The following is a 23,822-nucleotide window of genomic DNA, read 5'->3' as shown; positions in this document are numbered from 1 at the left end:
CCGCGCTGGCGTGCCCTCGCCATGTCTGTGTGCCCGCGGGGCGCCCGCCGCGGTCAGTAGCGGTCGCGGCGGGGGCGGTCGGTGTCGCGGCCGGGGCGGTCGGGGCGCTTGGCGGAGGAGTTGAAGCGGTCGGGCTTGAGGTCGATGAGCTGGCCGCTGATGCGGGTGTCTTTCAGCCGGCGGAACACGTCGTTCGGCAGGTCGGCGGGGAGCTCGACCAGGGAGAAGTCGGGGCGGATCTGGATCGCCCCGAAGTCCTCCCGCCGCAGCCCGCCTTCGTTGGCCAGGGCCCCCACGATCTGGCGCGGCTCGACGCGCTGGCGCTTGCCGACCGAGATGCGGTAGGTCTTCATCGGGGCGCCGCCGCGTGCGCGCCTCTCGGGCCGGTCGCCGCGGTCGCCCGAGCGCGTGTCGCGATCGTAGCGGTCGCCGCCGTCGCGCGATCCGCCGTCGCGCGAGCCGCGCTCCGGACGGTCGCCGCGGTCACCGCCGCGCTCCCGGTCGAACCTCGACCCGCGCTCCCGCTCGGGCTCGGGCTCGAGCAGCAGCGGCGTGTCGCCCTGCGCCACGACCGCGAGCGCTGCCGCGACATCCGTCTCGGGCACGTCGTGGTGGCGGGTGTAGTGCCCCACGATGTCGCGGAACAGCTGGATCTGCTCCGGGTCGGCGAGCGCCGCCGTGATGGCGTCGTCGAAGCGGGTGAGCCGGGTGGCGTTCACGTCGTCGACGCTCGGCAGCTTCATCTCGGTGAGCGGCTGGCGGGTGGCCTTCTCGATGGAGGTGAGCATCCGACGTTCCCGCGGGGTGACGAAGCTGATGGCGTCGCCCGTGCGACCGGCGCGGCCGGTGCGGCCGATGCGGTGCACGTACGACTCGGTGTCGATCGGCAGGTCGAAGTTCACCACGTGGCTGATGCGGTCGACGTCGAGGCCGCGGGCCGCGACATCCGTCGCCACCAGGATGTCGAGCTTGCCCGACTTCAGCTGGTTCACCGTGCGCTCGCGCTGTGCCTGCGCCACGTCGCCGTTGATCGCCGCCGCGGAGTAGCCGCGGGCGCGCAGCTTCTCGGCGAGGGTCTCGGTCTCGTTCTTCGTGCGGGTGAAGACGATCATGCCCTCGAAGTTCTCGACCTCGAGGATGCGCGTGAGCGCGTCGACCTTCTGCGGGTACGACACCACGAGGTAGCGCTGGGTGATGTTCGCCGAGGTCGTGGTCTTCGACTTCACCGAGATCTCTTCGGGGTCTTTGAGGTACTGCCCCGACAGGCGGCGGATCTGCGCCGGCATCGTCGCCGAGAACAGCGCCACCTGCTTGTCGTCCGGCGTGTCGGCGAGGATGGTCTCGACGTCTTCGGCGAAGCCCATCTTGAGCATCTCGTCGGCCTCGTCGAGCACGAGGTACTTGAGCTCGGAGAGGTCGAGGGTGCCCTTGTCGAGGTGGTCCATGATGCGGCCCGGGGTACCCACCACGATGTGCACGCCTCGGCGCAGCGCCGACAGCTGCACCCCGTAGCCCTGCCCGCCGTAGACGGGGAGCACGTGCACGCCGCGCAGGTGGGCGGCGTAGCGCTCGAACGCCTCGCACACCTGCAGCGCCAGCTCGCGCGTCGGGGCGAGCACGAGCGCCTGCGGGGTCTTCTGCGACAGCTCGAGCCGAGACAGGATCGGCAGCGCGAACGCCGCCGTCTTGCCCGTTCCCGTCTGCGCCGTGCCGAGCACGTCGCGCCCCTCGAGCAGCGGCGGGATGGTCGCCGCCTGGATGGCCGAGGGCGTCTCGTAACCGACGTCTTTCAGCGCCTTCAGCACCGCGTCGTCGAGCCCGAGGTCGGAGAAGGTGAGCGGCGCGGGGGCGTCGTCCGTGGCGGGGACTGTGGTGGTGCTGGGGGTGGACATGTGTCAAGGGTAGAACGGATGCGCCTCCCGCCGCTCCGCTTCCGGCGGCACGGTGGCAGGCTGACTGCCATGCACCGCCCCAGCGCCTCTCAGACAGACCTCTCCGCCCTCGTCCGGAAGGCCGGGTTCAGCGAGTTGAGGGCCGGTCAGGAGGAGGCGGTGCGCGCCGCGATCGACGGACGCGACGTGCTCGCCGTGATGCCCACGGGACACGGCAAGTCGGCGATCTACCAGCTGGCCGCCACAGCTCTCGGCGGGCTCACCGTGGTGGTCAGCCCGCTCATCGCCCTGCAGTGGGACCAGCTGCGCCAGCTCGAGGAGCTCCCGGGCGCCCCTGAGGGGCGGGTCATCAACTCGGGACTCACCGACGCCGAGGAGGCCGACGCCTGGGCCGCCATCGAGGGCGGCGACACCGGCGTGGTCTTCCTCGCCCCCGAGCAGCTCGCCAAAGACGAGGTGTTCGAGCGGCTCGAACGCCGCGGCGTCACCCTCTTCGTTGTCGACGAGGCGCATTGCGTGTCATCGTGGGGTCACGACTTCAGGCCCGACTACCTGCACCTCGGCGACGTGATCGAGCGTCTCGGGCACCCGGTCGTGGTGGCGCTCACCGCGACCGGGTCGGCCCCGGTGCGCGATGACGTCGAGACGGTGCTCGGGCTGCGGGACCCGTTGGTGCTGGTGACCGGCTTCGACAGACCGAACCTGCACCTCGCCGTACTGCGCCACGAGACCGACTCCGAGAAGGAGGCGGCGGTCGTCGAGCAGGTCGTGGGGCTCGCCGCCGCCGGCCCGGGGCTGCTCTACGTGGCGACGCGGCGTGACACCGAGCAGCTCGCCGAGCGCCTCGTGACTGCGGGCCTGCGGGCTGCGGCGTTCCACGGGTCGTTGGCGGCGCGTAAGAAGGAGGCGGTCTTCGAGGCCTTCTGCGACGGCGGGCTCGACGTCGTGGTCGCCACCTCGGCGTTCGGCATGGGCATCGACAAGTCCGACATCCGTTTCGTCGTGCACGCGGCCATCACCGAGTCGGCCGACGACTACTACCAGGAGATCGGCCGCGGTGGCCGCGACGGCGACGCCTCCACGATCGTGCTGCACTACCGGGAAGAGGACCTCGGTCTCCGTCGCTACTTCACCAGCTCGAAGCCGAACCGCGAGAAGCTGACGAAGGTGGTGAAGGCCCTCCGCGCCGCGAAGACGGCTCCGGATGCGCGCACCCTCGCCGAGAAGACCGGCCTGTCGACGAGGGCGTTGCGCGGCCAGCTCGATCTGCTCGCCGAAGCGGGCGTGGCACGCGAGGAGGGCGGTGCCGTGCATCTCGTGCGGCAGCTCACCCCCGCCAAGGCCTTCGCGGCCGCGGAGGAGGTGGCCGAGCGCCGCACCCGCATCGGGGTGTCGCGCCTCGAGATGGTGCGGCAGTACGCCGAGACCCTCGACTGCCGGCGGCAGTTCCTGCTCGGATACTTCGGGCAGGAGGCCCCCGACTTCTGCGGCGGGTGCGACAACTGCGACGAGGGGCGCGGGCGCACGAGGGCGACCCTCGTGGCGGTGCCGACGGGGGAGACGCCGGAGACGGGGCCACGCGCATCCGGTGCCTCACCCGACGCGCCGGGCGGCGCCGCCGTCGGCTCGGCCGACGAGCCCTGGGCGGCCGGGTCCACCGTCGACCACGAGCGCTTCGGCCCGGGCACCGTGGTGAGCGTCGACGACGACCGCCTCACCGTCTTCTTCGAGAGCGAGGGCTACACCGTGCTGTCGAAGCAGATCGTCGCAGACCAGGGGCTGCTCCGGGCGAGCTGATTTCAGCCCGGCACGAACGGCGCGCTACCGTGAACGGGTGACCAGCGAGTTCGAACCACCCGCCACGACAGCCTCCCTCGACCTCACCCGGCAGAGCGTGAGCGACGAGGTCGACAGCGACCTCCGCGCCGACGTCAGTCTGTTGGGTTCGCTCCTCGGGCGCGTGCTCACCGAGGCGGGCGGAGACGGGCTGCTCGACGACGTCGAGCGGCTGCGCGCGCTCGTCATCCACGCCTACGAGCGCGACAGCGACGCGTCGATCGAAGACGCCGAGGCGCTCGTCGAGTCGTTCAGCAGCGAGCGCGCCGAGCAGGTGGCTCGCGCGTACACCTGCTACTTCCACCTCTCCAACCTCGCCGAGGAGCACCACCGGGTGCGCGTACTGCAGGCGCGGCTGGGGGCCGCAGGAGGCGCGGGGCTCGCCTCGGACACCTCCGCGCGACCCGACTCCCTCCCCGCCGCCATCGAGCGCATGCGCGCCGAGCTCGGGCCCGAGGCCGCAGCCGAGCGCCTGCAGTCGTTGCGGTTCCACCCGGTGCTCACCGCGCATCCCACCGAGGCCCGCCGACGCGCGATCGCCTCGGCCATCCGCCGCATCAGCGAGCTGCTCGACGAGCGCGACGCCGCCGAGCCCTTCTCGATCGCCCTGATCGAGAACGAGCGCCGCCTGCTCGAGGACATCGACGTGCTCTGGCGCACCTCGCCCCTCCGCCTCACCCGCCCCACCCCGCTCGACGAGGTGCGCACGGCGATGTCGATCTTCGACCAGACCCTGTTCGAGACGGTGCCGCGCGTCTATCGTCTCCTCGACGACTGGCTGCAGGGGCCGGCGGATGCGGGGCGGAAGCCCGCGGTCGCCCCCGCCTTCCTGAGACTCGGCAGCTGGATCGCCGCCGACCGCGACGGCAACCCCTTCGTCACCGCCGAGGTGACGAAGGAGGCGGCGGCGATCGGCGCCGAGCACGTGCTGCTCGGCCTCGAGCGCGCGGCCACCCGCATCGGGCGCACCCTCACCCTCGACGAGGCCGACACCCCGCCGAGCGACGCGCTGCGCGAGCTCGCCGCGCGGCAGGAGCAGATCGCCCCGCACGTCACCTCGAAGATCGGCACCCGCGCCCCCAACGAGCCGCACCGCCGCGCCGTGCTCGTGATAGCCGAGCGCATCGCGGCCACGCGGCGCGGCGAGTCGCCGCTCGGCTACGCCGACCCCGAGGAGCTGCTCGCCGAGCTGCGTGTGGTTCAGGAGTCGCTGCGCGAGGGCGGCGCGAGCCGCAGCGCCGACGGCGAGCTGCAGAACCTGGTATGGCAGGTGCAGACCTTCGGCTTCCACCTCGCCGAGCTCGAGGTGCGGCAGCACTCGAAGGTGCATCGGCAGGCCCTCGAGGAGGTGCGCGCCGGCACTCCGGTCGACGAGCGCGCCGAGATGACCGGGGAGGTGCTCGAGGTCTTCCGCACCATCTCGTACCTGCAGGGCCGCTACGGTGTCGACGCCGCACGTCGCTACATTGTCTCCTTCACCCAATCGTCGGCCGACCTCGCGAACGTGTACGAGCTGGCGACCGCGGCACTCGGGTCGCCCGAGGCCGCACCCACGCTCGACGTCATCCCGCTGTTCGAGACCTTCGACGACCTGCAGGCCTCGACGCGCATCCTGAGCGAGATGATCGAGCTCGAGCCGGTCAAGGCACGCCTCGCCGCCACCGGGCGGAAGCTCGAGGTGATGCTCGGGTACTCCGACTCGTCGAAGGACGTCGGGCCCGTCTCGGCCACGCTCGCGCTGTACTCGGCGCAGTCGCGCATCGCCGATTGGGCTGCCGAGAACGACATCGTGCTGACGCTGTTCCACGGGCGCGGGGGAGCGCTCGGGCGTGGCGGCGGGCCCGCCAACGAGGCTGTGCTGGCGCAGCCGCCCGGGTCGGTCGACGGCAGGTTCAAGCTCACCGAGCAGGGCGAGGTGATCTTCGCGCAGTACGGCGACAAGGCCATCGCCGCCCGGCACATCGAGCAGATGGCCGCGGCGACCCTGCTCGCCTCCAGCCCCTCGAACGAGGAGCGCAACCGGGAGGCGGCCGAGCGCTTCGCCCAGGTGGCGGCGACCATGGACGAGGCGTCGCGCATCCGCTTCTTCGAGCTCGTGAAGGCCGACGGGTTCGCTCCCTGGTTCGCCCAGGTCACCCCCATGGAGGAGATCGGGCTGCTCGCTCTCGGGTCGCGCCCGGCCCGCCGCGGCCTCTCGGTTGAGTCGCTCGAAGACCTGCGCGCCATTCCATGGGTGTTCTCGTGGACCCAGGCGCGCATCAACCTCACCGGCTGGTTCGGGCTCGGCTCGGCGCTCGCCGCCGTGGACGACGTCGAGCTGCTGCGCGACGCCTACGCGCACTGGCCGCTGTTCGCCTCCATGATCGACAACGTCGAGATGTCGCTGGCGAAGACGGATGCGCGCATCGCCGAACGGTACCTGGCGCTCGGCGACCGAGACGACCTCGCCGCTCTCGTGCAGGAGGAGATGGAGCTGACCGCGCTCTGGGTGCGGCGCACCAGCGGTCACGAGGAGATCCTCGAAGACCGCCCGGTGCTGCGGCGCGCGGTGCGGTTGCGGAGTCCCTACGTCGACGCCCTGTCGCTGCTGCAGCTGCGGGCCCTGCGGTCGGTGCGCGCCTCGGGCAGCGCCGACCGCGACGACGCCGCCCACCGCCTGCTCCTGCTCGCCGTGAACGGCGTCGCCGCCGGCCTCCAGAACACCGGCTGACCTGCGCCCGCCCCCGCGCGGGAGGGGTAGCGTGGGGCGCGATGTCGAACTTCTTCCTGCGATCGGGCTCGGGGGCGGGGCGTAGCCGCTCGGGTCGGGTGTGGGCGCGGATGCTCGTGGTGGCCGCCGCCGCATCCGTCGTGGGGCTGGCGTCGGTGACCATGCTCGCGCCCCCGCCGTCGACGGCGGTCGGCCCCGGGGTCGATTCGGGCTCGGCCTCGATCGATGCGGCCTCCGGCTCGTCGCTCGCCGACGAGCTGCAGTCGCTCACCGTGCCCGGCACCGCGACCGGGGTCTCGGTGACCCGAGACGGCTACGGGGCGACGTCGGGCCTCGAGAACCTCTCGAAGGGCAGCACCAACCGCGACTGGGCCGTGCTCGTGCTCTACATGGCGGGGTTCCCGACGAGCGAGTCGAACATCACGGTGATGCTGCGCTGGATGCGGCAGGAGAACGGCCCCGACGACTGGTGGCTGCGCAACAACCCGCTGAACAACGGCTGGGGCTCGGGTGGCGGCAGCGGCCTCGGCAGCTACGCGAACCTCGTCATCGCCGCCGAGAACGTGGGCAACGCGCTGCACGGCAACCCGGGCTACTCGGCCATCGTCGCCGGCTTCGAGTCGTCGGCGCCCACGGCGCAGATCGAGGCGGCGATCTGGGCGTCGCCGTGGGCGAGCTCGCACTACGGCAACGGCTCGCACTGGGCCTACACGCCCGTGCCCGAGTACGCGTCGCCCGCCGGCACCTGGGGCTGAGCCGGCAAACCCGCCATACTGGGAGCACTGGATCTCGACCCGAACGGTTCCACCTGTCCGACCGCTCCTTCAGGAAAGGCCGCCCCTTTGTTCTCGTTCGACTCCCTCCTCGCCGTCGCCGGCGTGGGCCTGCTCGTCGTCATAGCCCTCATCGTGCTGATCGTGCTGCTACGCGGCATCAAGGTCGCCAAACCCGACGAGGCGATCATCGTCACCTCCCGGCAGAAGTCGGTGAAGCCGGGCACCACGCCGCTGGAAGAAGACGAGAACGCCGGCCAGCGCGTCGTCTTCGGCTCGCGCGTATTCGTCAAGCCCATCGTCGAGGCGTACTTCAAGCTGTCGCTGCGCAGCCGCCAGCTCAACGTGCAGGCCACCGCCCAGACGAAGGATGCGATCACCATCAAGGTGAACGCCGTCGCCGTGGTGAAGGTGGGCGGCTCGGAGTCGATGGTGCGCGCCGCCGCCCAGCGCTTCCTCAACCAGCAGGACCAGATCGAGACCTCCACCGAGGAGGTGCTCTCGGGTTCGGTGCGATCGATCGTGGGTCAGCTCACGGTGACCGAGATCATCACCAACCGCCAGGCGCTGCAGGGTCAGGTGCTCGACGCCGTGCGCGAGTCGCTCGACGTGCAGGGCCTTCAGATCGACACGCTCCAGATCAAGGAGATCGACGACGACAACGGCTACATCCGCGACCTCGGTCGTGCTGAGGCCGCCCGCGTGAAGCAGGTCGCCGAGGTCGCCGAGTCGGTGGCCCGCCGCACCTCCGAGGAGGCGCGCATCGAGGCCGACCAGGCCGTCGCCGAGCAGCAGCGCAAGCTCGACCTGCGGAACGCCGAGATCCAGAAGGAGACCGACAAGGCGCGCGCCGAGGCCGCCGCCTCGCGGCCGCTGGCCGAGGCGATCTCGCAGCAGGAGGTCATCGCGCAGCAGGAGATCACCGCCGGTAAGCGCGTCGGCCTCCGCAAGCAGGAGCTCGACGCCGAGATCCGCGCCGTCGCCGACGCCGAGGCCTACTCGCTCGAGAAGAAGGCGCAGGCCGATGCCGCAGCCGCCGTCGCTGCCGCGAACGCCGAGCGCGACCGACGCAAGGCCGTGGCCGAGGCCATCGAGGCCGAGGGTGTCGCCGACCGCAACCGTCGTCGTTCGGCGGCGGAGGCCACCGAGGCCGAGGGTGTCGCCGAGAAGAACCGCCGCATCGCCGCCGCCGAGGCACTCCGGGCCGAGGGTGAGGCAGAGGCCAACTCGATCCGCGTGAAGGGTGCAGCCGAGGCGGAGGCGACGCTCGCCAAGGCCGAGGCGCTCGAGGAGCGCGCCGACGACCTGCTGCGTCAGCAGATCATCGCCGAGCTGCCTGCCATCGTGCGTGCCGCATCCGAACCGCTCGCCGCCATCGCCAACATGACGGTGATCTCGAACGACGGCTCGGGTTCGACGCAGGTCGGCGAGAACGTCGCCGGTCAGCTCGCCACCTCGATGCAGATCGTGCGCGACCTCGTGGGCATCGACATCGCCGAGATCGTGACGGGCCGCGCCTCGGGCGAGGCCGCCGGCGCCGCCGCGGGCAAGGCGTTCGCCGCGAGCACCGGCGCCGCGTCGCGTGGCACCGCGGTGCGGGCTTCCAGCCCCGCACCGCAGACCTCGGCGGAGTAGCCGTTCGAACGGTATGAGAATTGCGGCGCCGAGGCCCCCACAGGCTCGAACCCGGGATTCTCATACCGTTCGCGCCGTCTGGGGGTGGTCCTGGGTATCGTGGGGCGCATGGCGAGCGAGGCGACGACGGTTCAGGTCGAGGGTCCCGAGGGTGTGGTGCGGGAGATGCGGGTGTCGAGCCCCTCGCGGGTGCTCTGGCCGGAGCTCGGCATCACGAAGCTCGACCTGGTGAACTACCTCGTCGCCGTCGGCCCCGCGTTCGTCGAGGCGAACGGCGATCGGCCCATCTCGCTGCAGCGCTTCCCCGACGGTGTCGACGGGGAGTGGTTCTTCTCGAAGAACCCGCCCCGCGGAGCCCCCGACTTCGTGCGGGCGGTGACGGTGACCTACCCGAGCGCTCGCGCGCATCCGCAGCTCGTCATCGACGAGCCGGCCGCCGCGGTGTGGGCGGCGCAGATGAACACCGTCGTGTTCCACCCCTGGGCGTCGCGGGCCGAGACCAGTGACTTCCCCGACCAGCTGCGCATCGACCTCGACCCGCAGCCTGGAACCGACTTCGCCGACGCCGTTCCTGCAGCCTTCGAGCTGCGCAAGGTGCTCGCCGAGGCCGGGCTCGAGGCCTTCGTGAAGACCTCGGGCAACCGCGGGCTGCACGTCTTCGCCCCGATCGAGCCCACGGCCGAGTTCCTCGACGTACGGCACGCCGTCATCGCCGCCGCCCGTGAGCTCGAACGGCGCATGCCCGAGCAGATCACCACGAACTGGTGGAAGGAGGAGCGCGGCGAGCGCATCTTCGTCGACTTCAACCAGGCCAATCGCGACCGCACCATGGCGGGCGCGTACAGCCCCCGCGCGCTTCCCACCGCGACGGTCTCGACCCCGGTCACCTGGGACGAGCTCGAGACCGTCGACCCCGCCGCCTTCACCGTGCTCACCGTTCCCGACCGGCTCGCCACGACGGGCGACCCGTGGGCGGGAATGGGCGCGAAGCCCGGCACCGTCGACACCCTGCTCGCATGGTGGGCCCGCGACCTCGAGTCGGGGCTCGGCGAGCTGCCGTTCCCGCCCGACTACCCCAAGATGCCGGATGAGCCGCCCCGCGTGCAGCCGAGCCGCGCCCGCAAGACCGAGGAGTAGCCGGGGCGTACCGAGCCGACGGATGCGCGTGGTCGGGACGGCTCAGACCAGCACGTCGCCGAGGTCGTAGGCCGTCGGCAGGTCGAGCTGCTCGAAGGTGCACGAGCGCGGGCCGCGATCGGGCCGCCACCGCTCGAACTGCACGGTGTGCCTGAACCGCGCCCCCTCCATCTGGTCGTACCGCACCTCGACCACGCGCTCGGGGCGCACCCTCACGAACGAGGTGTCCTTCGACGACGAGAAGCGGTTGCGCTCGCCCTCGCCGAGTACCGCGTCGCCGCTCTCGTCGCGTTCGACGAGCGGAGCCAGCTCGTCGACGAGCTCCTGCCGGCGCTTGTCGCTGAACGCGGAGATGCCGCCCACGCCGAGCAGCCGAGCGGATGCGCCCTCGCCGTCGCCCGCATCCGTCTCGTCATAGAGGCCCACGAGCAGCGAGCCCACCCCCGAGCCGCTCTTGTGCACCCGGTAGCCGAGCACCACGACGTCGGCGGTGCGGTGGTGCTTGATCTTGAACAGCGTGCGCTTGCCCGGGGCGTAGGAGGCCGCGAGAGGCTTCGCGACGACCCCGTCGAGTCCCGCGCCCTCGAACTCGTCGAGCCAGCGCCGCGCCATGTCGACGTCGCGCGTCGTGCGGGTGACGTGCAGGGGCGCGGGCAGGTCGCTCGCGAACCCCTCGAGGGCGGCGCGACGCTCGCCGAAGGGCCGGTCGAGCAGCTCGTCGCCGATCAGGGAGAGCAGATCGAAGGCGACGAACAGGGCCGGGGTCTCGGCGGCCAGCTTCGCCACGCGGGAGGCAGCCGGGTGGATGCGCTGTGACAACGCCTCCCAGTCGAGCCGCTGCGCGCCCGGCTCACCGATGGCCACCACCACTTCGCCATCGAGCACACAGGGTGCGGGGAGCAGCTCGGCGAGGGCCGTGGTGAGCTCGGGGAAGTAGCGGGTGAGCGGCTTCGATCCACGGCTGCCGATCTCGACCGTCTCGCCGTCGAACGAGACGATGCCGCGGAAACCGTCCCACTTGGGCTCGTACGACAGCCCGCCGTCGACCCTGGAAGGGTCGGGCACGGTGTCGACGGCTTTGGCCAGCATCGGGGAGGGCAGCTGCGGATGCGTCATGCTCCGATCCTGCTCCACCTCGCCTCGGGTGCGGTAGGGCCTTGCGCCCGGAGGTCCGGACGGGCGGAACGGGGGAGTGCGTGTCAGGGTTGTCGCATGGCCGCCGACACCCCACCGCAACCCTCGCTGCGTTCCCTGCTGACCGACCGGCTCGGCCACCTGAGCATCCGGAGCCTGCAGATCACCGTCGTGCTCGTGCTCGCGGTGGGCATCGTGTTCGCGCTGGTGCAGCTGAAGCTCGTGGTCATCCCGGTGCTGATCGCCCTCATCCTCGCCTCGGCCGTGCACCCCGTGATGGCGTGGCTGCGGCGGCGCGGCCTCTCGTCGATGGTCGCCACCTGGATCACCCTGCTGACGGCGCTGGTGATGGTAGGCGGGGTGATCACCCTCATCGTGTTCGCCGTGCGCGGGCAATGGAGCGCGCTCGGAGACTCCGCCGCCCAGGGCATCGACGACCTGCACGGGTTCGTGTCCGGGCTGCCGTTCGAGATCGATCAGGCGCAGATCGACGGGGCTCGCGACGCGGTGCTCGGCTTCCTCACCAGCAGCCAGTTCGGCTCGGGCGCTCTCGCCGGGGTCTCCGCGGCCGGCGAGGTCATCACGGGTGCGGTGCTGATGATCGTCATCCTGTTCTTCTTCATCAAAGACGGACCCGCCATCTGGGCGTTCCTGCTGAAGCCCTTCAGCGGGCACCGGCACGCGCGCGGCGAGCGCATCGGCCGCACCGCGGTGGGCGTGTTCGGCGGCTACGTGCGCGGCACCGCCGTGATCGCCTTCGTCGACGCCGCCGCCATCGGCATCGGGCTCGCGGTGCTGGGCGTGCCGCTGGCGCTCCCGCTGGCCATCATCGTGTTCATCGGCGCGTTCATCCCGATCGTCGGCGCCACCCTCGCCGGCGTGCTGGCGGCGCTCGTCGCCCTCGTCGCGAACGGCCCGGTGGTCGCGCTCATCGTCGTGGGCATCGTGATCGCGGTGAATCAGCTCGAGGGCAACTTCCTGCAGCCGGTGGTGATGGCGCAGTCACTGAAGCTGCACCCGCTCGTCATCCTGGTGGCGCTGACCGCGGGCACCATCCTCGGGGGGATCATCGGCGCCGTGCTGTCGGTGCCGATCGCCGCCGTCGCGTGGTCGATCGTGAAGGTATGGGACAAGGAGGCGCCGCCGCCCGAGACCCGCGAGCAGCGTACGGCGCGCAAGCGTCGCGAGAAACAGCAGAAGAGCGCGCAGAAGGCGCGGCAGGCTCGCACGCAGCCGCCGGCCGCGATTCGTCCGTAGCGCGACGATCCGGCCATGGGGCGGGCGAGGCCCTCAGTGCTACCGTGGGCCTCGTGAGCGTGCGCATCGAGAAGGTCGACCTGCCGGGGATCGGCGTGCGGCACGACCTGCTGACCGAGAGCGGCCGGCGGCTGAGCGTGGTGTCGCACCGCGACGGCGAGCGCGATCTCGCCCTGTTCGACGTCGACGACCCCGATTCGTCGAGCGACTCCGTCCCGTTGAGCGACGACGAGGCGGCGGCGCTCGCCGACCTGCTCGGCAGCTCGGTGACGATGTCGCGGCTCACCAGTCTCGCCGGCGACGCCGCGGGGCTGTACACCGAGCAGCTGTCGCTGCCGACCGACTCGCCCTACCTCAACCGCCCGCTCGGCGACACGAAGGCGCGCACCCGCACGCGGGTGTCGATCGTGGCGATCGTGCGCGGCGTCACGGTCATCCCGTCGCCGACTCCCGCCGAGGTGCTCCGGCCGGGCGACGTCATCGTCGCCGTCGGCATCAGGGAGGGCCTCGACCACCTGGCGCGCATCGTGGCCGACGGGCCGGACTGACGGGCCCATGCACCAGACGACGCTGATCCTGATCGAGGTCGGCGCTCTGCTGCTCGGAATGAGTCTGCTCGGTCGTCTGGCTCTGCGCATCGGCATCTCGCCCATCCCGTTCTACCTCGTCGTCGGCCTGCTCTTCGGCGAGGGTGGATTCGTCCCCTTCGACGCCAGCGAGGACTTCTTCGAGGTGGGCTCGGAGATCGGCGTCATCCTCCTGCTCGCCCTGCTCGGTCTCGAGTACACCGCCCAGGAGCTGTTCGCGAACCTCAGGCAGTCGAAGGCGGCGGGCCTTCTCGACGCGGCGCTGAACGCCGTTCCGGGCGCGCTCGTCGCACTCGTGCTCGGCTGGGGCCCGGTGGCGGCGGTGGCGCTGGCCGGCATCACCTGGGTGTCGTCGTCGGGGGTCGTGGCGAAGGTGCTGCGCGACCTCGGGCGACTCAGCAACCGGGAGACCCCGGTGGTGCTGGCCATCCTCGTCATCGAAGATCTCGCCATGGCGTTCTACCTGCCCATCCTGGCCGCGCTCGTGGTGGGGGTGAGCCTCCTCCAGGGAGCGGTCGCGGTGGCCGTCGCCGTGGCGGTGGTGGCCGTCATCCTGTTCGTGGCGCTGCGCTTCGGCAGCGTCATCTCGCGCATCTTCACCCCCGAGCATCCCGAGCCGCTGCTGCTCGGCGTGCTCGGCCTCACCATGCTCGTCGCCGGGCTCGCCGCCGAGGTCAACGTCTCGTCGGCGGTGGGCGCGTTCCTCGTGGGCATCGCTCTCTCCGGCCGCGTCGCGCATCAGGCGAGCCAGGTGCTCACTCCGCTGCGCGACCTGTTCGCCGCGGTGTTCTTCGTGTTCTTCGGGTTGGCGACGGATGCGCGGGAACTGCTCTCGATGCTCGTTCCCGCTGCTCTGCTGGCCGCCTTGACCCTGGCCACCAAGACCGCGACCGGGTATCTCGCCGCCCGCCGCAACGGCATCGGGGTGCCCGGGCGCTGGCGCGCGGGCCTCGCCCTCACACCACGCGGCGAGTTCTCCATCGTCATCGCCGGACTCGCGGTGGGCGCCGGGGTGGAGCCGCGGCTCGCACCACTCGCCACGGCCTACGTGCTCATCACCGTGGTCGTGGGGCCCTTCCTCGCGCGCATTCCCGATTCGGCATGGTTCAAGCAGGCGGTGCGGCGGCAGCGGCTCGCGTCTCGGGCCTGAAGCCTAGGCCAGCACGATCGCGGGGCTGAGGGCGGCGAGGTCGTCTTCGATCCCGATGGGTACCAGCACGATCTCGCCTGCCAGCTCGGCGCCACGCCCGCGCAGGAGGCCTGCCTTCACGCCGCCGAAGGTGATCGTGAGCGAGGCCGGCAGCACGACGTCGTCGGCGGTCTCGCCGGTGTCGGGGTCGATGCCGCTCGGCAGGTCGACGGCGACCACCGCCGGAACCCGCTCGGCCGGCGCCACCGAGAGCAATGCCGAGGTGACGGCGGGCTCGAGCACGCCGGCGCCGGCGAGCTCACGCCCCGCCCCGGTCTCCTGAGGTCCGCCGCCCGGGAGCACCTGCGGCAGCAGCGCCTCGACGATCTCGTGCGCCCTGCCGCGCAGGCCCGCCGAGGCGCCCGTCCCCACGATGCCGTCGACGATCACGTCGGGCGCCTCGACGATCTCGTGCGCCCTGCCGCGCAGGCCCGCCGAGGCGCCCGTCCCCACGATGCCGTCGACGATCACGTCGGGCACCTCGTCGTGGTCGCGCACAGTGCTCCCATTCCACAAAATGGCGACACTCTCTGCGACCATTCCGGGGTCGTGGGCCATCACGTGCACCCCGGCATCCCGCGCGGCGGCGAGTCCCTGCTCGTGGGCGTGGTCGCCCGTGAGCACCGCGAGCACCTCCGAGCCTCCGGCCGCGAGCTCGGCGCCGGCGAAGAGCGCGTCGCCGCCGTTGTCGCCCGAGCCGACGAGCAGCAGCACGCGGCCACCGGGGGCCGCAAGGGTTCCGAGGGTGCGCTCGCGCGCCTCGATGAGCTCCCGGATGCGCACCGCCAATCCGTGCGAGGCGCGCTCCATGAGCGGCTCGCCCGCGGCGAGATGGGACGCCTCGGCGTCGCGAACCTGCTGGGCGGTGTAACCGATGCGCATGCTCCATCGTGGGCTGCAGCATCCGTCGCCGCAACCGGCGGGCCGAGGCGCTCCGGCGTACGGTCGACGGCATGCAGACGTTCCTCCCCTTCGCCTCGTTCGCCGGGAGCGCCGCCGTGCTCGACCGGGCGCGGCTCGGCAAGCAGCGGGTGGAGGCGTTGCAGGTGCTGCGGGCGCTCACCGTGCCGGGCTACGGCTGGCGCAACCACCCCGCGGCGCGCATGTGGCGCGGCTTCCTCCCGGCGCTCACGAAGTACTCACTCGTCACCTGCGACGAGTGGATCGCCCGGGGTCACGCCGACACCGTGCGTCCCCAGGTGCTCGCCTTCGCCCCCGAGGTCGACGCCCTCGACGAGTCGGCGCTCGAGCTGCCGCCCTGGTTCGGCGACGAGGAGTTCCACCGCAGTCACCGTTCCAACCTGCTGCGCAAAGACCCGGAGTTCTACACCCCTGTGTTTCCCGGCACACCCGCCGATCTTCCCTACGTCTGGCCGCAAGACCCGACCCTCTGAACCCGAGACGCAGGCCGTCTCATTACGGTGCATGGAGATTTCTCCCAGGTCGGCTGCGCATACTTGCTGCTTCACCAGTCCGCGCGAGAGCCTGAGGGTTCCGCGCGAGGCGACATCGACCGTCACCGCCACTTGCCGCGCGGCATCCGACGGGCTCCCCGGGCCCGTTCGTCCGTCGCGCCCGCCGGGGCCCACCCTGCCTCGGTGCGACCAGGGCAGGAACGGATCGAGCGCAGCAGCGTTCGCGTTCCCCGGCTGAACCATTGGACACCATGCACGATCAGCACGACGCACGACCCGAGACCCGCACCGACTCGCCCGACACCGGCGCCCCCCGCGAAGTCCTCGCCGGCTACACCGGCCTCCTGCCCGTGATCACCGACACGGGCGCGATCATCACCCTCCCCACGGCGACCGAGCCGCCGCGCCCCGCCACGCGGCGGGAGCTCAGGCGACACCGTCGCTCGCGCTCGCGGGCGGTGGTCGCCCCGGTGGCAGGCATCGCCGCCGCGGGCCTGCTGGTGACGCTCGCCGGGTTCGCGCATCCGTCGATCGCGAACGCCGCGACCCCCACCGGCGTCATCGCCTCGACCGTCGCCACTGCGCCCCCCGTCGCCGCTGCGACAGCGAAGGCCCCGTCTGACCCTCTGTTCACCCGCACCGCCGATCGCGCCGACGAGCGCGCCGCGGTCACCCTCGCCGAAGCCAACACGGTGCTGCAGGCGGCGAAGGGCAAGGTCGACACGCAGACCCTGGTGTCGAGCGTCGCGGCACTCGCGAACTACCGCTACCTCGACACCACCACCGTGCAGAGCCTCACCAACACCGCGACCACGGCGACCAGCGCCGCCAAGGCCCAGGTGGCGGCTGTCGACAAGGCGGCAGCCGACGCCGCGGCCGCGGAGGCCGCTGCGGCCGCCGCCGCCGCAGCGGCAGAGGCCGAGCGCCTCGCTGCCGCCAACACCCCCGACGGTGCCCGCGCCGTCGCCGCCGACATGGCGGCAGAGCAGTACGGCTGGGGCGCCGACCAGTTCCAGTGCCTCGACTCGCTCTGGACCAAGGAGTCGGGCTGGCGCTACCAGGCCGAGAACGCCTCGAGCGGTGCCTACGGCATCCCTCAGTCGCTCCCCGGCAGCAAGATGGCCTCGATCGCCGACGACTGGGCGACGAACGCCGTCACCCAGATCTCGTGGGGGCTCGGCTACATCGCCCGCGGGTACGGCACGCCCTGCTCGGCATGGTCGCACTCGCAGTCGGTCAACTGGTACTGACCGGCGGCTGCAGCGGTGCCCGGCTCGCGGCGGCCGGTTGGTTAGGCTGGGGCCATGGGTGCGGCACAGGGCGACGACCGATACGAGAAGATTCGAGTCGAGGCCGTCGAACGTCTCGCGCTCATCGACACCCCCTCCGAGGAGCGGTTCGATCGCATCACGAGACTCGCCCGCGAGATCTTCGCGGTGCCGGTCGCCGAGATCAACTTCATCGACGACCACCAGCAGTTCACCAAGTCACCCCAGTTCGACGGGCACGGCGCCAGCATCGAGCGCTCGGACTCGTTCTGCGAGGTCACCATCCAGCGGCCGGAGCTGACGGTGGTTCCGGATGCGACGACAGACCCGCGGTTCGCGCACCGGAAGCCGGTATGGGACGAGCGGCACATCCGCTTCTACGCCGGCCGCCCGCTGAGCCTCGGCGACGACATGCGCGTCGGCACGCTCTGCCTCGTCGACTCGAAACCGCGGGAGTTCGACGCCGAGCAGCAGCGTCTGCTCGACGAGATGGGCTCCTGGGTGGAGCGTGAGCTGCAGGAGACCGCCGACCGCGACCGCGCGGCCGAGGTGCAGCAGCGCCTGCTGCCGCGCGACCAACCGAGCTGGCCCGACTACGACCTCGCCGGGGTGTGTCTGCCCGCCAAGAACGTGGGCGGCGACTTCTACAGCTGGCACGGCTCCGAGACCGGTATCGAGTTCACCCTCGCCGACGTGATGGGCAAGGGCACCGCGGGCGCGATCATGGCGGCCGCGGTGCGCACCGCTTTCCAGGCGCGCACCGGAGACGACGTGGTCGCAGCCATCGAGCGCGTGAACGCCCAGCTCGCCGACGACCTCGACCAGATCGGCGGCTTCGCCACCCTCGTGCACGGCGTCATCGACATCCCCACCGGCCGTCTCGACTATGCCGACGCCGGGCACGGCCTCACCGTGCTCGTGCGCGCCGACGGCACCTTCACGCGGCTCGAGGCGACCGGTCTCCCCATCGGCATCGTCGCCGACGGCCTGTGGACGCGCGGCGAAGCAGTGCTCGGTGCGGGCGACCGGCTCATCTCCTTCACCGACGGGCTGCTCGACCTGTTCGACGGCACCCTCGAGTGCCTTCCCGAGGTGGCTCGGATGGTGCGGGAGGCCGAGGGCCCGCAAGACGCCGTGGCGCGCGTGGCGCGCCTCACCGCGTCGTCGCGCACGGTGGGCGACGACGTCACCGTCGTGGTGGTCGGCCGCCGCTGAGTGCGGCCTTCCCGCCCGCTCAGGCCACCGCGCCCTCCCCGGGTGCAGCGGCCGCGCGCCTCAGCCGGCTGCGTGCGCGCGGGTGATGGTCCAGATGTTGCGCTCCTCGAGACGCTCATAGCGGAGCTCGTCGACGAGCGCCTGGATGAGGGCGATGCCGCGGCCCGACTCGGCGAGCTCGCCCGGCATCTCCCGGTTCATCAGCACGATGCCGCCGGCGTCTGCGGTGTCGGCGAGGGTCGCCGACAGCCCCTGTTCGTCGGCCGAGACGGTCAGCACGCAGGTGACGCCGCCGTCGCCCGCGGCGTGCTGGATGACGTTCGACGCGAGCTCGATGAGCGCCGTCTCGAAGGCCATGCGGTCGAGTTCGCCGACCCCGGGGTTGGCCTCCCACACCGTCTCGAGGAACTCGTGAACCGCGTCGACGTCGTCGGGCGGCGCGTTGAACACGAGGTTCCTCCGCTCCTCAGTCACGGTAGGCCTCCTCGACCGAGGCGTACGGCGTGAGGATGGTCTCGACGTTCGAGAGCTTCAACACCATGCTGACCTGTGCCGAGGGCGCGACGATGCGCAGGTCGCCGTGGTGCTCGCGGGCGGTCTTGAGCGAGCCGATGAGGGCTCCGAGGCCGGAGGAGTCCATGAACGCCACTCGGCTGAGATCGACGACGATGCGCGCCCTGCCGCCGTCGACCGCCCGTTTCACCGCGTCTCGGAGCAGCGGCCCTGACACCATGTTGAGGCGGCCGTCACCGCGGATGACCGCGATGTCGTCTCCGTGCGATTCGGTCTGGAACTCCATGGATGACTACTCCCTCGACGTAAGCTGTTCATAGGCTAGCGAAAGGAGGCGATGTGTCTGACCCCGAACGGGCGATCGCTCGCATCGTCCAGACCTATCCCAACGTCAAGGTGGTGCTGAGCGACTCGGTCTTCGCCGACTCCTACTTCCACTCCGCGGGCCCCGACGGCGGCACCCTCTACATCAACGCCGAACTCACCGAGGTGATCGCCTCCCAGCCCGGCTGGGTGGGCAGCATCATCACCACCGAGCCGCTTCCCGAAGTCTGAACCGGGCGAGAGTGAACCTGCCCAACGCCATCTCCCTCGGTCGGCTGATCGTTCTCACGCCGCTGTTCGTGCTGGTGCTGCTGGTGGGGGAGAACCCGTTCGGCGCCCTCGTCGTGCTGGTCGTGCTCGGCATCACCGACTGGGCCGACGGGTTCATCGCGCGCCGCTTCGACCAGGTCACCGACTTCGGCAAGAAGCTCGATCCGGTCGCCGACCGGGTGAGCCAGTTCGTCGTCTGCGCGACCCTCGTGTTCGCGGGCCTCGTGCCGCTGTGGATGGCGATCGTGCTGCTCGTGAGCGACCTCCTGCTCGGGGTCGTGGTGATGGTGCGGCAGCCCGGTATCGTGCGGGTGCGCTGGATCGGCAGGGTGCGCACGGTGCTCCTCATGGTGGGCTTCCCGCTCACCCTCCTGGTCGCCTCCTTCGCCCCGGCGAGCGAGACGCTCACCGTTGCCGCCCTCGTGGTGGTGGGCGCCGGAGTGGTGCTGCACGCGCTGGCGAACCTGCAGTACGTGGCCGCCCTCGCCCGCACCCCGCGCGGTGCGCAGGAGGTGTGACCACGGGCTGCCCCTCCGCTCAGAGCGGGTAGGCGGCGGCGTCGGCGGCGTCGAACGAGCACAGGATGCGCGTGCCGGCCTCGAGGTCGAGTGCGGCGGCGTCGCCTGGAGCCAGGTCGGCGGAGAGCAGATCCGTGCGCACACGCACGAGGTCGCCGTGCGGTTCGACATCGACGACGGTCGCTTCCACCTGGTTGGCCGCGGAGACGCGCCGGAGGTCGTCTGCCGAGCCGATCGAGACCCTCGCAGGTCGCACGGCCACCCCGGCCGGCACCCCGGGAGGGATGTCGGCGACGGCGCGCGCGGTGAGGACGACCCCGGACTGCGCACGCACGCGCGCCGTCGCAGTGCCGTCGCTGCTGGGGCCGTCGCCGACCCCGGTGATGAGGTTCAGCGAGGCCAGGCCCGCCGTGAACGAATTCGTCGGGCGCTCGAGCACGTCGCGGGTGGGACCGTGATCGACGACCCGGCCGGCATCCATCACCACCACGCGGTCGGCCAGCAGAAAGGCGTCGAGGACGTCGTGGGTGACGACCACCGCGGTGCGATCGGCGAGCACGCGGCGGAGCATCCGTCTGAGCGCGGGCGCGACCGCCACGTCGAGGGCCGCCATCGGCTCGTCGAGCAGCAGCAGGCGGGGTTCGGCGGCGAGGGCCCTGCCCACGGCGACCCGCTGCGCCTGACCACCCGAGAGCTGTGCGGGCCGGCGGTCGGCGAGGGCGGTGGCGTCGACCTCGTCGAGCCAGTGGCGGGCCCGGGCCGCCGCGGTCGCCCGATCGGTGCGGGTGCGTGGGCCGAAGGCGACGTTCTCGAGCACGGAGAGGTGAGGGAACAGCAGCGGCTCCTGCGACAGGAGCGCCACCGAGCGGCGGTGCGGGGCGAGCCACACGCCACCTCGTCCGCTGTCCTGGGCATCGAAGAGCACGGTGCCGTCGAGCTCGGCGCACCCGCTGTCGGGGCGCAGGAGGCCCGCGAGCAGGGCGAGCAGGGTCGACTTGCCCGCCCCGTTCGGGCCCAGAACCGCGACGGTCTCGCCCGTGGCGAGCTCGAGGTCGACGTCGAAGGAGCGCTCGGCGAGTCGCGCCGAGAACTGCAGGCTCACGAGGTGCCTCCGAGCGGCGCCGTGCGGGTCTCGCCCACGCGGTGGGCGACGGTGACGACGACGATCGACACCACCACGAGCACAAGCGAGAGGGCGACCGCCGCGTCGGGATCGGTCTCGCGCTGCAGGTAGACCTCGAGCGGCAGGGTGCGGGTGACTCCCTGCAGGCTGCCGGCGAAGGTGAGGGTCGCCCCGAACTCGCCGAGTGCCCGGGCGAACGACAGCACGGCGCCCGACACCAGGGCCGGGAGCACCAGGGGGAGGGTGATGCGGCGAAGCACTGTGGTGGGAGCCGCGCCGAGGGTGGCGCCCACGGCCTCGTACCGCGTGCCCGCCGTGCGGAGGGCGCCCTCGAGGCTCAGCACCAGGAAAGGGAGGGCGACGAAGGTCTGGGCGAGCACGACCGCCGTCGTCGAGAAGGCGATCTCGATGCCGAAGGCCTGGAAGCCCTGACCGAGGAGCCCGCGTCGGCCGAAGGTGTAGAGCAGCGCGATGCCCCCGACCACGGGTGGCAGCACCAGCGGGAGCAGCACCAGGGCGCGCAGGATCTTCTGCCCCCAGAAGCGGGTGCGCGCCAGCACGACCGCCATCGGTACGCCGAGCAGCACGCAGAGCGCCGTCGCCGCGAGCGAGGTGCGGAGGCTCAGCCAGAGGGCGTCGAGCGACGACTCCGAGGTGATGAGCGGGATGAACCGACTCCCGTCGACCCGCAGCACCATCGCCGCGAGCGGCACCACCACGAAGAGGCCGCCGATCACGGCGACGACGACGATCCAGCGCGGAACGCCCGTGGGCGGGGTGGCCGCGGCGGTGCGGGTCACGGCGCTCCGAAGCCCGCGGCCTGCAGCACGCCCTGGCCGACTTCGCCGGTGACGAAGCCGACGAAGGCGTCGGCGAGCTCCTTCCGCGAGGAGGCCTCGACCGTGGCGATGGGGTAGGTGTTCACCGCCTCGCTCGACTCGGGGAAGGCGACGCCCTCGACCGAGTCGCCCGCGGCGATCACGTCGGTGACGTAGACGAGCCCGGCATCCGCCTCGCCCGAGGTCACCTTGCCGAGCACATCGGTCACCGACGACTCCTCCGACACGGGCGCGAGGGTGATGCCCGTCGCCTCCTCGACCGTCGTCGTGGCGGCCCCGCACGGCACCTGCGGCGCACACACCACGACCTTCAGGGCGGGGTCGGCGAGATCGGCGATCCCGGTGACGCCCGCCGGGTCGCCCGGGGGCACGGCGATGGTGAGCACGTTCGTGGCGAAGTCGACCGGCGCCTCGGCGTCGATCAGGCCGGCCTCGGTGAGCTTCGCCATGTTCTTCTCGTCGGCCGAGGCGAACACGTCGGCGGGGGCGCCCTCGGTGATCTGGGTGACCAGGTCGCTCGACCCGGCGAAGGTCAGCTCGACGCTGGTGCCCGGATGCGCGGCCTCGAACTCCTCGGCCAGCTCGGTGAAGGTGCCCTTGAGCGAGGCTGCGGCGAACACCGTGATCGAGCCGGAGAGGCTCGATCCGGCGCCGGGGGAGGTCGTCGCCGTCGTCTCGGCGCCGCTCGTCTGCCCTGCGCATCCCGTCAGGGTCAGCACGACGGCGGCGGCGGCGAGTCTGGCCGCGATCTTCGCGAGTGCCGCCCCGGAGTTCACGCGTCGCTCCCCGGGGTCTCGACGACGACGGTCGTCGCCTTCACGACCGCGATCGCCACGGAGCCGGGCTCGAGACCGAGCTCCCGCACGGCCTCGCTCGACATGAGCGAGACGACGCGGTGCGGGCCGCACTGCAGCTCGACCTGGGCCATGACGGTGTCGGCGGTGACGGCGGTGACCAGGCCGACGAAGCGGTTGCGGGCGCTGCGCCGCACCTCGCTCGGGTCGGCGGGGAGCACCGCGTTTCGCCCGGCGAGCTGCGCGAGAGCCAGACCGTCGACGGTGCTCCTCCCTGCGGCGTCGGGCTGCGCCTCGAGAAGACCTGAATCGATCCAGCGGCGAACGGTGTCGTCACTCACTCCGAGGAATGCTGCCGCCTCCCGAATCCGTATCTGCGTCATGGATCCCATTCTAGATCCGTGGATGCGGAAAAGCGCGCTCTCGATAGCGGGACCCTTGAAGCGACGGGTGTCGACGACTAGCCTGGGTAACGGCACTCAGTGCCGAAAAGGAGCGACGTCGCTCGACCCCCTCACGGATCCCTGCGCCGTCGCCTGGACGCGAGAAGGGAACAGTCATGGGAAAGCTCGAGGGCAAGGTCGCCTTCATCACCGGTGCCGCCCGAGGCCAGGGCCGCAGCCACGCCGTGCGACTGGCGCAGGAGGGCGCCGACGTCATCGCCGTCGACATCTGCTCGCAGATCGACTCCGTGCCGTATCCGATGGCGACGTCCGCCGACCTGGAGGAGACCGTCGCCGCCGTCGAGGGGCTCGACCGCCGCATCGTCGCCGTCGAGGCCGACGTGCGCGACATCGCCGCCCTGAAGACCGCCGTCGAGCGGGGCGTCGCCGAGCTCGGGCCCGTCGACATCATTCTCGCCAACGCCGGCATCGCGCCGCAGGGCACGACCATCGACGACGATCAGGCCTTCCGCGACGTCGTGGAGGTGAACCTGTTCGGCGTGCACAACACCGTCAAGGCGGGGGTGCCGTCGATGATCGAGAACGGTCGCGGCGGGGCCATCGTGCTCACCAGCTCGACGCAGGGCCTGTCGGGTGCCGGAGGCGACGGCACAGGCGCGACCTCGGGCTACGCCGCGTCGAAGCACGGCGTGGTGGGGCTCATGCACACGTACGCCAACTGGCTGGCGCAGTACAGCATCCGGGTCAACACCGTTCATCCCACCGGCGTGAACACGCCGATGGTGGTCAACGACGCCATGCAGGCCTTCCTCGCGGCCAACCCCGGCATGGGCGCGGCGATGCAGAACCTGCTGCCGGTGCCGATGATCGAGGCGCTCGACATCTCGAACGCGATCGCGTGGCTCGTGAGCGACGAGGCGCGGTACGTGACGGGCGTCACCTTGCCCGTCGACGCGGGGTTCCTCGCCCGCTGAGCCGACGGGATGCGG

23 protein-coding genes are annotated in these 23,822 nt (G+C 71.6%); 14 read left to right on the top strand and 9 right to left on the bottom strand.

What is annotated here, in order from left to right:
• Window positions 1–53: 53 nt before the first annotated feature.
• Window positions 54–1,892 carry a DEAD/DEAH box helicase gene (locus ABFY20_RS12415; protein ID WP_368496560.1) on the bottom strand — a complete coding sequence of 613 codons (1,839 nt, stop codon included), beginning with the start codon at window positions 1,890–1,892 and terminating at the stop codon, window positions 54–56.
• A gap of 69 nt (window positions 1,893–1,961) precedes the next feature.
• Here ABFY20_RS12415 and ABFY20_RS12410 point away from each other — a divergent pair, with 69 nt between their 5' ends.
• The 5 genes from ABFY20_RS12410 (at window position 1,962) to ligD (ending at window position 9,983) form a co-directional block, all read left to right on the top strand.
• Window positions 1,962–3,689: an ATP-dependent DNA helicase RecQ gene (locus tag ABFY20_RS12410; RefSeq protein ID WP_368496559.1), complete on the top strand. Its 1,728-nt coding sequence runs from the start codon at window positions 1,962–1,964 to the stop codon at window positions 3,687–3,689.
• 97 nt (window positions 3,690–3,786) lie between these two features.
• Window positions 3,787–6,438 carry a phosphoenolpyruvate carboxylase gene (locus ABFY20_RS12405; RefSeq protein ID WP_368499778.1) on the top strand — a complete coding sequence of 884 codons (2,652 nt, stop codon included), beginning with the start codon at window positions 3,787–3,789 and terminating at the stop codon, window positions 6,436–6,438.
• Between the two features lie 41 nt (window positions 6,439–6,479).
• Window positions 6,480–7,193, top strand: coding sequence for a hypothetical protein (locus ABFY20_RS12400; RefSeq protein WP_368496558.1), 714 nt, complete (start codon window positions 6,480–6,482; stop codon window positions 7,191–7,193).
• A gap of 87 nt (window positions 7,194–7,280) precedes the next feature.
• The gene (locus ABFY20_RS12395) at window positions 7,281–8,846 is read left to right on the top strand and encodes an SPFH domain-containing protein (RefSeq protein ID WP_368496557.1); all 1,566 of its coding nucleotides are present in this window, start codon (window positions 7,281–7,283) and stop codon (window positions 8,844–8,846) included.
• Window positions 8,847–8,954: 108 nt separating this feature from the next.
• Window positions 8,955–9,983, top strand: coding sequence for a non-homologous end-joining DNA ligase (ligD, locus tag ABFY20_RS12390; RefSeq protein WP_368496556.1), 1,029 nt, complete (start codon window positions 8,955–8,957; stop codon window positions 9,981–9,983).
• A gap of 42 nt (window positions 9,984–10,025) precedes the next feature.
• On the opposite strand, the gene ABFY20_RS12385 is transcribed toward ligD, so the two are convergent.
• Window positions 10,026–11,099 carry an ATP-dependent DNA ligase gene (locus ABFY20_RS12385; protein ID WP_368496555.1) on the bottom strand — a complete coding sequence of 358 codons (1,074 nt, stop codon included), beginning with the start codon at window positions 11,097–11,099 and terminating at the stop codon, window positions 10,026–10,028.
• A gap of 96 nt (window positions 11,100–11,195) precedes the next feature.
• On the opposite strand from ABFY20_RS12385, the gene ABFY20_RS12380 reads away from it, so the two are divergent.
• The 3 genes from ABFY20_RS12380 to ABFY20_RS12370 are packed head-to-tail and all read left to right on the top strand — an operon-like array spanning window position 11,196 to window position 14,111.
• Window positions 11,196–12,374, top strand: a complete 1,179-nt coding sequence (locus ABFY20_RS12380) for an AI-2E family transporter (RefSeq protein ID WP_368496554.1) — start codon at window positions 11,196–11,198, stop codon at window positions 12,372–12,374.
• Window positions 12,375–12,427: 53 nt separating this feature from the next.
• The gene (locus tag ABFY20_RS12375; protein WP_368496553.1) at window positions 12,428–12,922 is read left to right on the top strand and encodes a cation:proton antiporter regulatory subunit; all 495 of its coding nucleotides are present in this window, start codon (window positions 12,428–12,430) and stop codon (window positions 12,920–12,922) included.
• 7 nt (window positions 12,923–12,929) lie between these two features.
• Window positions 12,930–14,111, top strand: a complete 1,182-nt coding sequence (locus tag ABFY20_RS12370) for a cation:proton antiporter (RefSeq protein ID WP_368496552.1) — start codon at window positions 12,930–12,932, stop codon at window positions 14,109–14,111.
• A gap of 3 nt (window positions 14,112–14,114) precedes the next feature.
• Here the strand turns inward: ABFY20_RS12370 and ABFY20_RS12365 are convergent, their stop codons facing one another.
• Complete coding sequence (locus tag ABFY20_RS12365; RefSeq protein WP_368496551.1) at window positions 14,115–15,032, bottom strand: NAD(P)H-hydrate epimerase; 918 nt, start codon at window positions 15,030–15,032, stop codon at window positions 14,115–14,117.
• Window positions 15,033–15,103: 71 nt separating this feature from the next.
• Between ABFY20_RS12365 and ABFY20_RS12360 the strand changes: the two genes are divergently transcribed.
• From ABFY20_RS12360 to ABFY20_RS12350, 3 genes are all read left to right on the top strand, one after another.
• Window positions 15,104–15,544 carry an MSMEG_6728 family protein gene (locus tag ABFY20_RS12360; RefSeq protein ID WP_368496550.1) on the top strand — a complete coding sequence of 147 codons (441 nt, stop codon included), beginning with the start codon at window positions 15,104–15,106 and terminating at the stop codon, window positions 15,542–15,544.
• 272 nt (window positions 15,545–15,816) lie between these two features.
• Window positions 15,817–16,815 carry a phospholipase gene (locus ABFY20_RS12355; protein ID WP_368496549.1) on the top strand — a complete coding sequence of 333 codons (999 nt, stop codon included), beginning with the start codon at window positions 15,817–15,819 and terminating at the stop codon, window positions 16,813–16,815.
• 54 nt (window positions 16,816–16,869) lie between these two features.
• The gene (locus ABFY20_RS12350; RefSeq protein ID WP_368496548.1) at window positions 16,870–18,048 is read left to right on the top strand and encodes a PP2C family protein-serine/threonine phosphatase; all 1,179 of its coding nucleotides are present in this window, start codon (window positions 16,870–16,872) and stop codon (window positions 18,046–18,048) included.
• A 60-nt stretch (window positions 18,049–18,108) separates the two neighbouring features.
• Here the strand turns inward: ABFY20_RS12350 and ABFY20_RS12345 are convergent, their stop codons facing one another.
• A complete protein-coding gene (locus ABFY20_RS12345) occupies window positions 18,109–18,522 on the bottom strand; it encodes an ATP-binding protein (protein ID WP_368496547.1) in 414 nt (137 codons plus the stop codon).
• A complete protein-coding gene (locus tag ABFY20_RS12340) occupies window positions 18,515–18,847 on the bottom strand; it encodes an STAS domain-containing protein (protein ID WP_368496546.1) in 333 nt (110 codons plus the stop codon). The genes ABFY20_RS12345 and ABFY20_RS12340 overlap by 8 nt, the downstream gene beginning before the upstream one ends.
• Window positions 18,848–18,900: 53 nt before the next feature.
• Here ABFY20_RS12340 and ABFY20_RS12335 point away from each other — a divergent pair, with 53 nt between their 5' ends.
• Window positions 18,901–19,116: a hypothetical protein gene (locus ABFY20_RS12335; protein WP_368496545.1), complete on the top strand. Its 216-nt coding sequence runs from the start codon at window positions 18,901–18,903 to the stop codon at window positions 19,114–19,116.
• 11 nt (window positions 19,117–19,127) lie between these two features.
• Window positions 19,128–19,673: a CDP-alcohol phosphatidyltransferase family protein gene (locus ABFY20_RS12330; protein ID WP_368496544.1), complete on the top strand. Its 546-nt coding sequence runs from the start codon at window positions 19,128–19,130 to the stop codon at window positions 19,671–19,673.
• A gap of 19 nt (window positions 19,674–19,692) precedes the next feature.
• Here the strand turns inward: ABFY20_RS12330 and ABFY20_RS12325 are convergent, their stop codons facing one another.
• Genes ABFY20_RS12325 through ABFY20_RS12310 form a run of 4 tightly spaced genes read right to left on the bottom strand, consistent with a single transcriptional unit; the run spans window position 19,693 to window position 22,812 of the window.
• Complete coding sequence (locus ABFY20_RS12325) at window positions 19,693–20,775, bottom strand: sulfate/molybdate ABC transporter ATP-binding protein (RefSeq protein ID WP_368496543.1); 1,083 nt, start codon at window positions 20,773–20,775, stop codon at window positions 19,693–19,695.
• Entirely contained in the window at window positions 20,772–21,596 is an 825-nt protein-coding gene (locus tag ABFY20_RS12320) for an ABC transporter permease (protein WP_368496542.1), read from the bottom strand. Before ABFY20_RS12320 ends, ABFY20_RS12325 begins: the two co-directional genes overlap by 4 nt.
• Window positions 21,593–22,411: a molybdate ABC transporter substrate-binding protein gene (gene modA / locus ABFY20_RS12315; protein WP_368496541.1), complete on the bottom strand. Its 819-nt coding sequence runs from the start codon at window positions 22,409–22,411 to the stop codon at window positions 21,593–21,595. The genes ABFY20_RS12320 and modA overlap by 4 nt, the downstream gene beginning before the upstream one ends.
• Window positions 22,408–22,812, bottom strand: a complete 405-nt coding sequence (locus ABFY20_RS12310) for a molybdopterin-binding protein (protein WP_368496540.1) — start codon at window positions 22,810–22,812, stop codon at window positions 22,408–22,410. Before ABFY20_RS12310 ends, modA begins: the two co-directional genes overlap by 4 nt.
• A gap of 176 nt (window positions 22,813–22,988) precedes the next feature.
• Between ABFY20_RS12310 and ABFY20_RS12305 the strand changes: the two genes are divergently transcribed.
• Window positions 22,989–23,807 carry a mycofactocin-coupled SDR family oxidoreductase gene (locus tag ABFY20_RS12305; protein WP_368496539.1) on the top strand — a complete coding sequence of 273 codons (819 nt, stop codon included), beginning with the start codon at window positions 22,989–22,991 and terminating at the stop codon, window positions 23,805–23,807.
• Window positions 23,808–23,822: the final 15 nt, after the last annotated feature.

Source organism: Herbiconiux sp. A18JL235, from assembly GCF_040939305.1.
Taxonomy (GTDB): domain Bacteria; phylum Actinomycetota; class Actinomycetes; order Actinomycetales; family Microbacteriaceae; genus Herbiconiux.
The sequence above is the reverse complement of the archived record's forward strand: the minus strand, read 5'-3'. Positions and strand labels throughout refer to the sequence as shown.

What these genes read in the sequence shown, in the direction of transcription:
- ABFY20_RS12400 (WP_368496558.1), top strand. Translation starts at nt 6,480, where the DNA reads ATGTCGAACTTCTTCCTGCGATCGGGCTCGGGGGCGGGGCGTAGCCGC.
- ABFY20_RS12360 (WP_368496550.1), top strand. Translation starts at nt 15,104, where the DNA reads ATGCAGACGTTCCTCCCCTTCGCCTCGTTCGCCGGGAGCGCCGCCGTG.
- ABFY20_RS12410 (WP_368496559.1), top strand. Translation starts at nt 1,962, where the DNA reads ATGCACCGCCCCAGCGCCTCTCAGACAGACCTCTCCGCCCTCGTCCGG.
- ABFY20_RS12350 (WP_368496548.1), top strand. Translation starts at nt 16,870, where the DNA reads ATGGGTGCGGCACAGGGCGACGACCGATACGAGAAGATTCGAGTCGAG.
- ligD (WP_368496556.1), top strand. Translation starts at nt 8,955, where the DNA reads ATGGCGAGCGAGGCGACGACGGTTCAGGTCGAGGGTCCCGAGGGTGTG.
- ABFY20_RS12340 (WP_368496546.1), bottom strand. Translation starts at nt 18,847, where the DNA reads ATGGAGTTCCAGACCGAATCGCACGGAGACGACATCGCGGTCATCCGC.
- ABFY20_RS12310 (WP_368496540.1), bottom strand. Translation starts at nt 22,812, where the DNA reads ATGACGCAGATACGGATTCGGGAGGCGGCAGCATTCCTCGGAGTGAGT.
- ABFY20_RS12365 (WP_368496551.1), bottom strand. Translation starts at nt 15,032, where the DNA reads ATGCGCATCGGTTACACCGCCCAGCAGGTTCGCGACGCCGAGGCGTCC.
- ABFY20_RS12380 (WP_368496554.1), top strand. Translation starts at nt 11,196, where the DNA reads ATGGCCGCCGACACCCCACCGCAACCCTCGCTGCGTTCCCTGCTGACC.
- ABFY20_RS12415 (WP_368496560.1), bottom strand. Translation starts at nt 1,892, where the DNA reads ATGTCCACCCCCAGCACCACCACAGTCCCCGCCACGGACGACGCCCCC.
- ABFY20_RS12355 (WP_368496549.1), top strand. Translation starts at nt 15,817, where the DNA reads ATGCACGATCAGCACGACGCACGACCCGAGACCCGCACCGACTCGCCC.
- ABFY20_RS12385 (WP_368496555.1), bottom strand. Translation starts at nt 11,099, where the DNA reads ATGACGCATCCGCAGCTGCCCTCCCCGATGCTGGCCAAAGCCGTCGAC.
- ABFY20_RS12370 (WP_368496552.1), top strand. Translation starts at nt 12,930, where the DNA reads ATGCACCAGACGACGCTGATCCTGATCGAGGTCGGCGCTCTGCTGCTC.
- ABFY20_RS12305 (WP_368496539.1), top strand. Translation starts at nt 22,989, where the DNA reads ATGGGAAAGCTCGAGGGCAAGGTCGCCTTCATCACCGGTGCCGCCCGA.